Annotated in this window: 12 protein-coding genes; 11 read left to right on the top strand and 1 reads right to left on the bottom strand. The window is 66.9% G+C overall.

Features of this window, described 5'->3' with window-relative positions:
* Window positions 1-8: 8 nt before the first annotated feature.
* Window positions 9-1,610 (bottom strand): collagen-like triple helix repeat-containing protein, encoded by a 1,602-nt coding sequence (locus RN01_RS13415; RefSeq protein ID WP_024569348.1) that lies wholly within the window; start codon window positions 1,608-1,610, stop codon window positions 9-11.
* A 503-nt stretch (window positions 1,611-2,113) separates the two neighbouring features.
* On the opposite strand from RN01_RS13415, the gene RN01_RS13410 reads away from it, so the two are divergent.
* From RN01_RS13410 to RN01_RS13360, 11 genes are all read left to right on the top strand, one after another.
* On the top strand, window positions 2,114-3,343 hold the full coding sequence (locus RN01_RS13410) for a collagen-like triple helix repeat-containing protein (protein ID WP_017512582.1): 1,230 nt from the start codon (window positions 2,114-2,116) through the stop codon (window positions 3,341-3,343).
* Between the two features lie 444 nt (window positions 3,344-3,787).
* The gene (locus RN01_RS13405; protein ID WP_011518178.1) at window positions 3,788-3,979 is read left to right on the top strand and encodes a Flp family type IVb pilin; all 192 of its coding nucleotides are present in this window, start codon (window positions 3,788-3,790) and stop codon (window positions 3,977-3,979) included.
* A 338-nt stretch (window positions 3,980-4,317) separates the two neighbouring features.
* On the top strand, window positions 4,318-4,779 hold the full coding sequence (locus RN01_RS13400; RefSeq protein ID WP_011518179.1) for a TadE family protein: 462 nt from the start codon (window positions 4,318-4,320) through the stop codon (window positions 4,777-4,779).
* Between the two features lie 74 nt (window positions 4,780-4,853).
* A complete protein-coding gene (cpaB, locus tag RN01_RS13395; RefSeq protein ID WP_017512583.1) occupies window positions 4,854-5,813 on the top strand; it encodes a Flp pilus assembly protein CpaB in 960 nt (319 codons plus the stop codon).
* 13 nt (window positions 5,814-5,826) lie between these two features.
* Window positions 5,827-7,284, top strand: coding sequence for a type II and III secretion system protein family protein (locus tag RN01_RS13390; protein WP_017512584.1), 1,458 nt, complete (start codon window positions 5,827-5,829; stop codon window positions 7,282-7,284).
* Between the two features lie 11 nt (window positions 7,285-7,295).
* A complete protein-coding gene (locus RN01_RS13385) occupies window positions 7,296-8,534 on the top strand; it encodes a response regulator (protein WP_017512585.1) in 1,239 nt (412 codons plus the stop codon).
* 1 nt (window position 8,535) lies between these two features.
* Complete coding sequence (locus RN01_RS13380) at window positions 8,536-9,852, top strand: CpaF family protein (protein ID WP_011518183.1); 1,317 nt, start codon at window positions 8,536-8,538, stop codon at window positions 9,850-9,852.
* Complete coding sequence (locus tag RN01_RS13375; RefSeq protein ID WP_024569346.1) at window positions 9,845-10,771, top strand: type II secretion system F family protein; 927 nt, start codon at window positions 9,845-9,847, stop codon at window positions 10,769-10,771. The genes RN01_RS13380 and RN01_RS13375 overlap by 8 nt, the downstream gene beginning before the upstream one ends.
* Before the next feature lie 9 nt (window positions 10,772-10,780).
* Window positions 10,781-11,884, top strand: coding sequence for a type II secretion system F family protein (locus RN01_RS13370; protein ID WP_024569345.1), 1,104 nt, complete (start codon window positions 10,781-10,783; stop codon window positions 11,882-11,884).
* Window positions 11,885-12,706, top strand: a complete 822-nt coding sequence (locus RN01_RS13365; protein ID WP_017513574.1) for a tetratricopeptide repeat protein — start codon at window positions 11,885-11,887, stop codon at window positions 12,704-12,706.
* Entirely contained in the window at window positions 12,703-13,062 is a 360-nt protein-coding gene (locus tag RN01_RS13360) for a DUF3613 domain-containing protein (protein ID WP_017513575.1), read from the top strand. The genes RN01_RS13365 and RN01_RS13360 overlap by 4 nt, the downstream gene beginning before the upstream one ends.
* Window positions 13,063-13,065: the final 3 nt, after the last annotated feature.

Raw genomic sequence — 13,065 nt, 5'->3', positions numbered from 1 at the left:
TGCGGAGGTCAGTGCTTGGTGCCACCCAGCGCGCCGGTCAGGCCACTGACCAGTCCGCCGACGAGGCCCGTGACGGGTGCCAGCGGATTGGCGGGCTTGGTGCCGCCCGTCGTCGTGCCACTGGTGCTGGCGGGCGCGTTGCCACCAGTGAGGCCGGCAACGATGCCGGTGACCGGGGCCAGCGGGCTGGCCGTGGTGCCGGCGCTATTGCCGCCGGTCAGTCCACCGGTGACGCCGCTGACCAGGCCCGTCACCGGCGCCAGCGGGCTGCTGCCGCCACCCGCCGCGCCGGACAGTCCGCTGGTCACGCCGCTGACGAGACCGGTAACGGGCGCGAGCGGGCTGGTGCCGCCACCGGCTGCGCTGGTCAGTCCGCCAGTCACGCCGCTGACGAGACCGGTAACGGGCGCGAGCGGGCTGGCGCCGCCGCCGGCCGCGCTGGTCAGTCCGCCGGTCACACCGCTGACGAGACCCGTCACAGGTGCCAGCGGGCCGGCGTTGCCCCCCGTCGCGCCGCTCAGACCGCCGGTGAGGCCGCTGACGAGCCCGGTAACGGGTGCCAGTGGATTGGTGACGCCGCCGCCCGCAGGTCCGTTCACGACGCCGCCAACCGAAGCCACTGTATTGCCCACACCGGTAACCACGCCACCCACACCCGAGACGACAGGCGTATTGGTGTTGGTCAGCGTGGTGCCCGCTACAGCCAGCGCGCCGCCCACCGTCGCCAGCAGGTTGTTGACCGGTTGGCCCAGACCCGTCGCCGCGCCCAGCGTCTGCGTGCCGTTGGTCAGCGTCGACGTGAGCGGCACGATGATCTTGCTGACGCCGCCGGTCAGTTGCTCGACGGGACCGGTCGACAGCGCCGTGCCGAGCTGGGTGCCAACGTTGCTGACGGTGCCGCCCACCTGCGACACCACGCCCCCGAGCGGCGTGGTCAGCGCGGCCAGCGGCGCGAGCGGTCCGCTGCCAAGGCCGCTGACCGCGCTGCCCGCATTCGTTACCGCATTGCCGAGCTGGCTCACCACGCCACCGGTGCTGGCCACGGTCGTGCCCACAGGGTTGGTGGCGTTGGGGATGTTGCCGAGGCCGGACTGCACGCCGTTGGCAAGCGTGCTGACGGCACTGCCAACCGATGTCACCACGCCACCCAGACCGGCCTGCGTCTGCGATGGCAGGCCCGGCACGTTCGCGTTGCTGATGGCGTCGCCGAGACCACTGACCGTCTTGCCGGCGCCGTCTGCGACCGAGCCCGCGTTGCTGACGATCGCGCTGGTCGGCGTCAGCGCGGCGGTGGTGCCACCGCCGTTGTTGTTGTTGTTGTTGCCACCACCGTTGTTGCTGCCGTTTCCACCTGTGCCGTTGCTGCCCAGGTCCGTGCCGGAACCACCAGTGCCGCCGGTACCACCGGTGCTGCCAGACCCACCCGCGCCGCCATTGGTGCCGTTGCTACCAGTGCCCGCCGACGTGCCCGCGGTACCACCCGTTCCGCCCGAGCCGCTGGTCCCCATCGAAGTGGAACCGCTGCCGCTGGCGCAGCCGCCCAGCGCGAACAGTGCCCCCAGTACTGCCGTGATGACGATCCGCTTCTTGAAATCTTGTTGTTGGCGCATGACCTGTTCCCCTTTTGTCTTTTCTCTTACCCGTCGAAGTTCACGTGCACGCTCGTTGGTCGAGAGTCGAGATGTGCGGCGTGCCGTGGCTGCGGATGTATCCGCAAGCGGTGTGCCAATCGAGGACCACGAGTGGACCGGAGCCCAACGCAAGTAGGGGTGCTGCCCGCAAACGCACGTCTGACAAGGGTTTGCGGGTGGCCGATCAAACGCCCGCATCAAGCGGACGGTGGTTGTGGGAAGTGGGCGAGGCGTTACGCGTTACGTAACGCGCGGCGCTTTCGTAACGCGCCGATGGCGTGGTGCGACGTCTCTCCTGACGTGGAAATCGTGCGCGTCGTTGCGCCGGAAAGCCGCACCGCGTAACGGGTTCCGGGCAGCGCACCGTGGTTTTCCAGTGTTCGTATCGAACATGCGATTGACCCTGGCACACGGCTTGCGCAACAGGCCCTGCCAAAGCGCGCGAGTTGCGATCGCACACGTCCACCAGAGGAGATCAAAACATGAAGACCACGAGCCAATTGCAGCGTCCCCGTTATTCCACGAATGTCGTGGCACTGGCTTGCGCTGCCGCGCTCGCCCTGCTGGCCGGCTGTTCGTCGGGCGGTTCGGGCAGCGGCGCAAGCCCATCGCCGTCCACGCCGGCAGGACCGACCCCGACGCCGACCCCCACACCCACCGCCTCGACGACGCCGACTGCCAAGGTGGTGGAAGGCACTGGCAATACGGTGACGGCGGCCGGCAACGCGGTGAGCCAGATCGGCCAGCAGATCAAGGACACGAACGTTCCGCTGGTACCCACCGGCGCAAAGAACGCCACCGGCGATGTGGTGATAAATGCCGGGGCAACGGTTGCCACGCTCGGCGCCGGCGTTGCCAATGGGCTCGGAAAGATGGGTGCTGTCGATAATCCGGTTGGTGTCACCGTGGCCAACACCGGCAACGTCGTGACGCAGACTGGCAAGACAGTGGTCAGCGCGGGAGACCTGGTGCAAGCCGTGGGCACCGGCCAGCTTGCCCCACTCGCGCCAGTTACCACGCCTGTCGGCGGCGTGGTGCAGAGCGTGGGCAGCGCCGTGATGGGCGCCGGCAATCAGCTCGGCACGGCCTTGTCGACAGGCGCCGTGGCGGAACTGACGGGTAGCACCAGCAAGGTCATCGTGCCGCTGACCACGCAACTCACCAATGCCACGCAGACCGTCGGTGGCGCAACCGGTCTGGGCGCGCCGGTCAACAACCTGCTTGTGACCGTGGGCAACACGGTGGCCAGTGCCGGCAGCATGATCACCAACACCAATACGCCGATCGTCTCTCCGCTTGGCGGCGTGGTGACCGAGACCGGCAAGACCGTCGCGGTGGCAGGCGGTCTGCTGCACGGCACGGGTAGTGGCGCGGGCACCAATGCGCTGGGCAGCCTGCTCAGCAGCCTGCCGATCAACAGCTTGCCGGTTGCCAATGTGGCCAGCGCGCCTGGCTCCGCGAGCGCCAATCCGGTCAGCGGCCTGCTGGGTAGCCTTCCGATCAGCAACCTGCCCGTTGTAGGCAGCGTGGCGGGTGCAGCGGGTGGGGCTGGTGGTGCGGCGGGCGCGAATCCGCTGGCTCCCGTGACGGGCCTGGTCAGCGGATTGACCGGTGGATTGACTGGTGCGACGGGTGGCGCGGCGTCCGGCGGCGGCAGCCAGAATCCGCTCGCGCCAGTCACGAACCTGCTCGGCGGACTGACGCAACGCTGATCGCGCAACGAATCGGGAAAGTCCTCTAATTCGGCGAGATGGGTTCAGGACTTTCCCTGACAACCGGTCGACATCTTTACGGTGCGCTGTCGTCTTTACCCCGCGCGGCGCATCCTTTTATTGCGCGCCGTGCCGCGTCTTGCATGTCGGCGTGCAGGATGCGGCACGGCGGTGCCGGCTTTATTGCCCTTCGTTCAACAATTGGAGATTCCTCATCTCAAAGTATGAAAATCGGGCAATGTTGTTTCAAACGTATGTCCCACTCTATGCTGATTCATATCTAGCCCAAATGGGGGGTATGGATGAGACATTCCATATCTTATAAAGGCTGTACCAGTGATCGGAAAATAGAAATGCCACGGAGAAATCATCGATGGCATCACGTCAGGACCGGGGTATCGCTGGGTTCCGTGTACGGAAAATTTTCTCATCGGGAGTGAGATCATGCGTCAAGTAAAAGCGTCCCTCTTTCGCAAAGCGCAACGCGGAGCGACTGCCATCGAATACGGCCTGATCGCGGGTCTGATCGCCGTAGCCATCGTCGCCGGGGTTACCAACCTCGGTCAAAATCTCGGCACCGGTTTCTCAAATCTTGCTACCAAGGTAACAACGTGGTTCGCCGCGGTTGGTCCCTGACGCAATAACGCCATTGCCGCCGCTGGCCGGTTGACCAGCGGAACCCGACTTACCGAATCGCACGTATATACCGTGCCAGCCTGAATGCTGGCCGCGGCGGGACGCTTGCGCCCTGACGGCGCGGTTCGGTGCCTGGCCTCTAACGAGGATGAAGTGGTAGCGCCGCACTGGCCGCGGGTCGTACATGGACGGCTGGGGAAAAAGTAGCAGGAGTGGTGCCAAGTCGCGCAATGCAGCACGAGAAGAACGGCCGCGGCCGGTGCCGGCAATCATGCCGGTACCGGTCCTGTGGCCCCGTGGCGCCGGCATGCTGGCGTGCAGAAAATACCGGGTGAAGCATGCACTTAAGGGGGAAAGCGGACGGGCGTCGCGCGAAAGGCATCGCGGCGCTCGAGTTCGCCATCGTTGCACCGTTGTTCCTGACGCTCGTACTGGGTATCACGTACTACGGCACGGTGTTCGTCTTGCAGCAGGCGCTGACGCTCGCGGCCGAAGAAGGCGCGCGGGCTGCCTTGCGTTATCCGCTCACCTCGACCGGAGGCACCACCGCCTCCACGCTTGATCTTCGCGTTGCCGCCGCCGCGCAGACCGCGCGCGCGATGCTGCCGACGTCGATGTCCTCGCTGATCTCGTCCGCGAACGTCGCCCAGCCCGTGACGTGCGCGTCCCCGTCCGGCACGCAGTGCGTGCAGGTGACGCTGAGCCTGCCAACCCGATCGATCCTGCCATCGGTGCCAATGGTGCCGGTGCCGGCTGTGCTGACTGGTTCGGCGATGGTCCAGCTATCTCCCGACATCTGAGCCTCGAGATCTGACATCCCCATGAACGACGGCCCGCATTTCATCCATCGACGCAACCCGAGACAAGGCTTGGCATGAGCAGCAAACAGATACGGATCGTGGCGATTGTCCTGCTCGTGCTGGCCGGTCTGCTGGCATTGCTGGCGCTGCAGGCGGCACGCCACACGGCCGCGCCGGCACCCGCGCAGGGCGTGGTGGCCACGCACGCCGTGGTCGTGACCACGCGCGCGGTGCCGGCAGGCAAGCCGCTGCCGGCGGACGCGCTCCAGGTTCTGCAGTTGCCGATCGATCCGGGTGGCGCCTATCAGGACGTCGCACGTGTTGCCGGCCAGGTGCCACTGGTCAACCTCGGCGCCAACGTGCCGGTACTTGAAAGCCAGTTGCTGGCCGGGCTGGCGCGTCAGATTCCGGACGGCGAGCGCGCGATGGCGGTGGCCGTGGACGAAGTGATCGGCGTCGGCAATCAGGTACAGCCTGGCGACTTTGTCGACGTCTTCGTGGTCCTGCGGCGCGATAGCCAGGAGATTCCACAAAGCCAGACGCGGATGTTGTTGTCGCGCCTGCGGGTGCTGGCGTATGGCAACGGTGCGGTGAATGAAGCGCCGAAGCAGCAGGGCGAGCAGATGATGGCACGCCGCGAAGGCGCGAAAACGGCGGTGCTGTCGGTGCCGCTGGAGCAGGTTGGCACGCTGGTCATGGCGCAGCAGGCTGGCCGCCTGATGCTCGCGCTACGCAATCCGACTGACGAGGCGATGCCCAGCGACGGCATGTTCGCGGACCCGCCGGGGGTGCTGCAGGCCCGCGCGGGCGTGCCACCCGAAGCCCAGCGCGCGCCGGTGGACAAGGCTGTGGCGGGCGTGAGCCTAGCGGGACTGGTGGGCGAACCGCGCGGGCCCCAAACGCCCGCGCCAGCGATGCGGCCTGCCGTGCTTCCAGCGGGACTCCCGGGGATGGTGGCCACCGCACGACGCGATCCCCAGAACGAAGGTAACGGCGTGGAAATGATCCGCGCCGGCAAGCGAGCGATTGAATAACGGACGACACGGTATGCCGAAAAAGTTGAAACACCGTGTTCTGGCGCGACTGGTCGCGCTGACGATGCTGGCGCTGGCCGCGGCGCCGCTATCGCAAACGGATGCACAGGCGGCGACACAAGCAACCACACAAGCAACCACACAGGCGACGACACAGGCGACGACACAGGCAATGTCGTCGCCGACAGGTTCCTTCGACACCGCTGGCTCGCGCACGTTGCGCCTGCTAGCCGGTGCGCAACAGGAAATCCGGCCCGGACAGGCGCTGGAGCGCGTGGCGGTGGGCAACCCCGAGGTGGCCGATGCACTGCTGCTCAAGCATCGGGGCGGTCCTTCCACCGTGCTCGTGGTGGCCCGCAAGCCCGGCGTCACCGACCTCAAGATCTGGAGCCGCGATGTTGCGCCGGTCAGCTACACGGTGCGTGTGGATGCGGTGCGGCCCGATCCCGGCGGCGCCAGCGTTGATCTCTCTTCCGCCGGGGCGTCGATCAGCGGCGAGTCTCCGGATGCCCCAGCCGCCGCGCGTACGCTGATGGCGGCGCGCGCCGCCGTCTCCAGTGCCGATGGCAAGAGCCCAGGCCTTGTGGTCGACCGCTCGACGGTGCCGGTCTCCGGCACTGTGCAGGTGGACGTCAAGGTGGTGGAGATCAGCAAGACCGTTCTCAAGGAAATCGGCCTGAACTTCTATCGCGACAACGGCGGCTTCGCATTTGGCACCTTCAGCCCGTCGTCGCTGACCAAGGCCACGTTCACGCCGGGCGTTGGCACTGTGGTGGACTCGGTGTCGCCAATCAGCAGCGCTTTCAACCTGATTGCTGGCTCGGTGTCGAAGGGCATCTTCGCCAACCTGAGCCTGATGGAAGCCAACGGCCTGGTCCGCGTGCTGGCCGAGCCGAGCCTGGTGGCGTTGTCCGGGCAGAGCGCGAGCTTCCTGGCTGGCGGAGAGATTCCGATTCCGGTGCCGCAGGCGCTGGGGACCACGACGATCCAGTACAAGCCGTTCGGTATCGGGCTTACGGTATCGCCGACGGTGATGTCGCGTGAGCGCATCGCGCTCAAGGTGGCGCCCGAGGCCAGCGATCTCGATCCTTCGCGTGGCATCGTACTGAACGGCGCCACGGTGCCGGCCATCGTCACGCGGCGTGCCGACACCACGATCGAACTCGGTGACGGCGAGAGCTTCGTGATCGGCGGCCTGGTGAGCCGCAACACGGTCAGCAATGTCAGCAAGGTCCCGTTCCTGGGCGATCTGCCGGTGATCGGCAGCTTCTTCAAGAACCTGAACTTCCATCAGGAAGACCGCGAACTGATGATCGTGGTCACGCCGCACCTGATCAAGCCCCTGGCCAAGGATTCTCCCGCAGCGGCCGGCGCGTCCCAGGACGGCCGCACCAGCGCCAACCCCAACGTCTGGGGCCGCTACATGCTGGGCGAGTACGCGGACCAGAGCCTGCCAGGGTTCTCGAGATAGGCGGACCAACGATGGAACGAAACACATCTGTGGATCATTTCCTGCTCAACACCACGCGCGAGGACGTCCGGCACTGGTTGGGCCACGCGCTGGGCGCCGTTGGTACGCTGGTCGCCGAGGCCGATTCGCAGGATTCCTTCGTCGAGAAGATCGGCACATTGCGGCCCGGCCTGGTATTGCTCGACTTCACGCAGTCGCGCGCGATCGACTCGGCGCGGCTGGCCGAGCAGATCGCGCGGCTGTTTCCGCAGTTGCCGCTCGTCGCGGTGGGTCACGCAGGCGAGCCCGAGGCGTTGCTCGCCGCCTTGCGTGCCGGCGTGCGCGACTTCATCGACCTTGGTGGCGCGCCCGACCATGCGGCGTCCGTGGCCCGCCAGTTGATGGTGCCGCGCGTGCAGGTGCGGCCGGTCGCGGCAACGCGGCGCGACGGCAAGATCGTCGCGCTGCTCGGCGCGCGTCCGGGCGTGGGCGTCACCAGCCTGGCCGTGAATCTCGCGGCGGCCGCACGCCGCGGCGCGCAGGCCGAGGTGCTGCTGCTCGATCTGGGATTGCCGGCACGCGACGGCGCCCTCTATTCCAACGTCTCGCCCGAGTTCCATTTTGTCGAAGCGGTGCGCAACCTGCGGCGCTTCGACCAGGTGTTCGTCGATACCGCCATCGTGCGGCATGCCAATGGCATGTCGGTGCTGCCGCTGCCAGCCAGTCTGGCGGAGATGCGCGACATCTCGTTTTCCGAGGCCATGGCGCTGCTGGACCGGCTGCGCGAGTTCTTCGATCTCCAGGTGGTGGACCTTGGCGGATTCTCGAACGCCGAGTTCATGGCGCAGATCGTCAAGGCTGCCGATACCGTGGTGCTGGTGGCCGAGCAGAGCGTCGGTGCGATCGTCTCCGCGGCAGAGCTGCTGCAGGAGCTGAAGAAGCGCGAGGTCGAGCGCGATGACCTGCATCTGCTGGTATCGCGCTTCGACGCCGAACTCGGGGTCGATGCGGAACAGATGGCCGATCGGATCGGCGTGGCCTCGGTGGGCGTGCTGCCCGAACGACGGGCCGCGCTTCTGCAGGCAGGGAATCGTGGCGTCGTGCTGGCTGACCAATCACCGGCGGACCCCTATGTGCGCGCTATCGGCGTGCTGTTGGAACGACTGGGATTCCGCGAAGGGCAGGTGCCCGAGCGCAGTGTCCTGGCCCGGATCAAGGAAAAGTTGCCCCAGGTGCTGCGCCCGGTGCGCGCCGCAAGGGTAGGAAACTGACATGACCGACGCGATCGAATTCTCGGACAACGCTGCTGCCCCGTTTCCTGTTTCGCAGGAGTTCCACAATATCAAGGAGGCCGCGCACGAACACCTGCTGACGCGCATCGAGGAGCTTGGCGCCGAGTTCGGGCGCTGGTCGCGCGCGGCCATCCAGCGTTTTGTCGATCTGGAACTGGAGAGCTTCACGCGCCTGCGCCGCATTCCGATCAACGAGGCCGAGCTGCGCCAGATTTCCGAGGCGCTGACCAACGAGCTGGCGGGCTTTGGGCCGATCGAGGATCTGCTCAACGATCCGGCGGTGGAAGATATTCTCGTCAACGGCCACATGGACGTCTACGTGTCACGCCACGGCGTGCTGGAGCGGATTCCGGTGCGTTTTGCCGATGGCGGGCACTTGCTGCGCATCGTGCGGCGGATCCTGGCGCCGATTGGCCGCCGCCTGGACGAATCGAATCCGATGGTCGATGCGCGCCTGCCAGACGGTGGTCGTATCAACGTGATCATCCCGCCGCTGGCGCTGGAAGGTCCGGTCGTCTCGATCCGGAAGTTCCGCAAGGACCCGCTGACACCGCTCGATCTGCAGACGCTCGGCACGATGAGCCCGGAGATTACCGAGCTGCTTGACGCCGCTGTGCGCGCGCGCTGCAACATCCTCGTGAGCGGTGGCACCAGTTCAGGCAAGACGTCGCTGCTCAACGCGCTGGCCACGTTCATCCCGTCCACCGAGCGTGTGATTACGATCGAGGACACGGCCGAACTGGCGCTCAATCACCCGCACGTGGTCCGGCTGGAAAGCCGCCCCGGCGGCTTCGAAGGTACCGGCACGGTGACGATCCGCGACCTGCTGCGCAACAGCCTGCGGATGCGTCCGGATCGCATCATCGTGGGCGAAGTGCGCGGCGGCGAGGTGCTGGAAATGCTGCAGGCAATGAGCACGGGCCACGACGGCTCGATGGGCACCATCCACGCCAGCAGCCCGCGCGAATGCCTGTACCGGCTGGAGATGCTGGCCGGGTTCGCGGGCTTCCAGGGCAGCGAAGTCAGCCTGCGCCGCCAGATCGCCAATGCGATCGACTTCATCGTGCAGATCGGCCGGCTGTCGAATGGCCGGCGCCGCATCCTGTCGATCACGGAAGTGACCGGACTGGGCGACAACATCATTTCCACGCAGGAGCTTTACCGGCACGAACCGGTGCAGAACCCGGATGGCACTGAAAGCGACCGCTGGCAGTCGCTTGGCATCCTGCCGCATTCGCCCAAGCTGGCGCGGATGCGGCCGGCCAACTTCTCGCTGGATGACCGCTTTGATCTCTAGCGCCAGCCTTTTCATTGCCGCGATCGCCATGATCATGGTCGGGCTGGGCCTGCTGATGCTCGCTGCCGCACGAAGCCGGTCGCGCGCCGAGGACGCCCGCGCGCACCTGACCGCGCAGACGGAGCAGGTACGCGCGCGCTACGCAACGGTCAGCGACCCCACGCCGCAATCGGCCACGCGCGATCTGCGCCGACGCTGGGACGACCTGATGCGGCGGGCGGACCTGAAGCCCACGCGCCGCACGTATCTGGTCGTGGGTGTGCCGATGGTGCTGGCCGTGCTGGGTGGCGCCATCGCGGGTGGCGGCATCGGCGCGGGGGCCATGCTGGTCATGGTGCTGACGCTGCTGTGCTTCTTCGTCTGGCTGCGTATCCGCCGGATCAAGGAAAAGATGCTGCGCCAGTTGCCCGGCTTTCTCGATGGCGTGGTGCGGCTGATGACCATCGGCAGCAGCGTGCCGGCCGCTTTCCAGAACTCGGTGGCCAACACCGAACCGCCACTGCGCCAGTGCCTCGTGCAGGTGATTCACTTGCAGCGCGCGGGCAAGGAACTCGATCAGGCCGTGTTGCAGATGGGCCGGGCCTACGACCTCGACGAACTCGTGATCGTCTCGTCGGTGCTGCGGCTCTCGCAGCGCTATGGCGGCCGCGCCGACGTGGTGATGGAACGCACCGCCACCTTCATGCGCGATCGTGAAGAGGCGCAACGCGAGCTGATGGCGCTCTCGGCGGAAACACGTATGTCGGCGTGGGTGCTGGGCCTGTTGCCGCTCATCGTGGGTGGCGGCATGTTCGTTTTCAATGCGGGCTACATCCTGCTGATGTGGCGTGACCCGGGCGGCAAGGCGATGCTGCTGACGGCGGCCGGGCTGGAGGTGGCAGGCGCGTTCCTGCTCTACCGGCTCGCCAGGTCGATCTAGAGGCCCGCCATGGACGTGTTCACACTGATCTCGATCAGCCTGCTTGTCGGCGCGGTGGCGATGATCCTGCTGGCGTGGCCGCTGCTGCAGCAATGGCGGCAGCGGCGCGCCGCCGCGCGCACGATCGACGAGGCGCTGGTGCGGCAGGCCACCCAGCGGGCCGCGGGTGCCGCCGCGCAGGCTGGCGCCACGCAGGCCGGTGCTGCACCGGCGACGCAACCGGCCCAGCAGATGTCGCCACGCGCCGCAGCAGTAGCGGCCGCCACGGCAGCGGCCACGACGCAGGGTGCGAGCCCCGCGCCGGGTGTCGCCGACACGCAGCGCGGATCGATCGGCGCGCAGCTTGGCGGGCGCATCAGCGAACGCTTTAACCAGCACTGGCTCGAATCGCGCCTGGGCAAGGCCGCGGTGAGTGCCGAGGAGCAACAGTTGCTGGAGCAGTGCGGTTTCTACGGCGTCAGGCCACGCGCCGTGTTCGGTGCGTTGCGCCTGCTGGTGCCGGGCATCCTGGCGGCGCTGGCGTTCGCGTGGAAGCTCGACGTTTCGCTGGCCGGCGCCCTGGCATGGGCGTTTGCAGCGTTCGCGGGCGGCTTCCTGCTGGCGAAGACCCTGTTGCGGCGGCGCGCGGCCCAACGGCTGCGCAGCGTGGCCGATGAGCTTCCGATCCTGATCGACATGCTGCGCCTGCTGCAGGGCGTGGGATTGTCGATCGACCAGAGCCTGCAGATCATCGTGACCGAGTTCGGCAGCATGCTGCAGGTGCTTGGCCCTGAGCTGCAGCGCTCCAATCAGCAGTTCGCGTCGGGCCGCTCGCGCGAGCAGACGCTGCTGCGCATCGGCAAGCTGTTCGACGATGAGGATCTCAAGGGCCTGATCACCTTGCTGACGCAGGTGGACCGCCACGGCGGTGCCGTACAGGAGCCGTTGCGCCAGTTCGGCGAGCGCCTGCAGATCGCGCGCAAGGCGCGCATGAAGGACAAGATCGGCAGGCTGACGGTCAAGATGACCGGTGTGATGGTGGTCAGCCTGCTGCCCGTGTTGCTGATCCTGACGGCAGGCCCGGGGTTCCTGGGTGTGATGCGCATGTTGGCGCAGATGAATGGAGGCAGTTGAATGAAGACGGTGATGTCGCCCTGGTCGCCCTGGTCGCCCCGGACCCTCTTGCCAGCGTCACTGGCCATGCCGCTGGCAGCCGCGCTGCTACTGGCCGGATGCGCGTCCACGCCGAACACCGCGGAGGTGATGGCGCAGCAAGCCGATGCGCAGATCGAACTGGCGAAGCTGCGCGACAAGGAGGCCCGCGCCGAATACAACGATCAGTCCGTCTACCTGGGGCTGATCAACCGGATGCAGACAGAGGCCATGTACTTCGCGTCGCTGGCGCATATCGATGCCTTCCAGCAGAAGTTCGGCAGTAATCCATCGCTGCTGGCGATGCGGGCCGATGCCCTGCGTGAGACCGGTCAGGACGATGCGGCCCTGCAGGCGTACCGTGATCTGCTCGGGACCGATCGCGCCGCGCGGGCGCATCACGGCATTGGCCTTGTGCTCGGCAGACAGGGAGACTTCATGCGTGCCGCCGGTGAACTGCGCCAGGCGGTGTCGATGGAGCCGGTGAACCCGCAATTCTCGAGCGATCTTGGCTACGCGCTGATGCGAGGCGGTGCACTGCAGGAGGCCCGCGTGCCGGTCATGCAGGCGCTGGAACTGGATGCCGCCAATCCGCGCGTGATCAGCAATGCGGTGGTGTGGCTGTGGGCGTCCGGCAAGCGCGCCGAAGCCAACGCCATGATGCAGCGTGCCGCGATGCAGGAGCCGACGCGAGCGGCAGTCCGCAAGGAGGCGGATCGCGTCAGTCGGGCCGCGCAGGTCCGCGACAAGACCGCGCCGCGGGGCGCGCAGGCCGTGGCGCTCAACGCAGGAGTCAAACCATGACGAGCAATCGTTCCAGACTGACGGACGCTGCGTGCGCGGTGGCTATCGCCGCGATGCTGTTGGGGGTGGCCGGGGCCGCCGGGGCGCAATCGACGCAAGCCGTCGAGCCGCCACCGTCCCCGACGTTTCACCCGAACGACGTGCCGGTAGGGGACACCACGCGGATGCTGCTCGAGGTCCAGCGCAATGGCTCGCAGGCCGGGCCACAGCAGTCGATGACCGGCGAAGAGGCGGCCATCGGCTATGCCCGCTATATGCGGAGCTTCCAGTATCCGTTGCCCGAATTCTTCAGCAGCCAGTCGACCGGCAGCGCATTGCGTGGCAGCACGGGCAGCCCGGCGCCGGTGGGGCAGTAGGCA

The sequence above is a fragment of the Cupriavidus sp. SHE genome, from assembly GCF_000812445.1.
In the GTDB taxonomy this organism is placed as follows: Bacteria; Pseudomonadota; Gammaproteobacteria; order Burkholderiales; family Burkholderiaceae; genus Cupriavidus; species Cupriavidus metallidurans.
Note: the sequence above shows the minus strand (reverse complement) of the source record. Positions and strands in the feature narration are given on the sequence as shown.

Coding starts and splice junctions, on each gene's coding strand:
- RN01_RS13415 (WP_024569348.1), bottom strand. CDS start 1,610: ATGCGCCAACAACAAGATTTCAAGAAGCGGATCGTCATCACGGCAGTA.
- RN01_RS13410 (WP_017512582.1), top strand. CDS start 2,114: ATGAAGACCACGAGCCAATTGCAGCGTCCCCGTTATTCCACGAATGTC.
- RN01_RS13405 (WP_011518178.1), top strand. CDS start 3,788: ATGCGTCAAGTAAAAGCGTCCCTCTTTCGCAAAGCGCAACGCGGAGCG.
- RN01_RS13400 (WP_011518179.1), top strand. CDS start 4,318: ATGCACTTAAGGGGGAAAGCGGACGGGCGTCGCGCGAAAGGCATCGCG.
- cpaB (WP_017512583.1), top strand. CDS start 4,854: ATGAGCAGCAAACAGATACGGATCGTGGCGATTGTCCTGCTCGTGCTG.
- RN01_RS13390 (WP_017512584.1), top strand. CDS start 5,827: ATGCCGAAAAAGTTGAAACACCGTGTTCTGGCGCGACTGGTCGCGCTG.
- RN01_RS13385 (WP_017512585.1), top strand. CDS start 7,296: ATGGAACGAAACACATCTGTGGATCATTTCCTGCTCAACACCACGCGC.
- RN01_RS13380 (WP_011518183.1), top strand. CDS start 8,536: ATGACCGACGCGATCGAATTCTCGGACAACGCTGCTGCCCCGTTTCCT.
- RN01_RS13370 (WP_024569345.1), top strand. CDS start 10,781: ATGGACGTGTTCACACTGATCTCGATCAGCCTGCTTGTCGGCGCGGTG.
- RN01_RS13365 (WP_017513574.1), top strand. CDS start 11,885: ATGAAGACGGTGATGTCGCCCTGGTCGCCCTGGTCGCCCCGGACCCTC.
- RN01_RS13360 (WP_017513575.1), top strand. CDS start 12,703: ATGACGAGCAATCGTTCCAGACTGACGGACGCTGCGTGCGCGGTGGCT.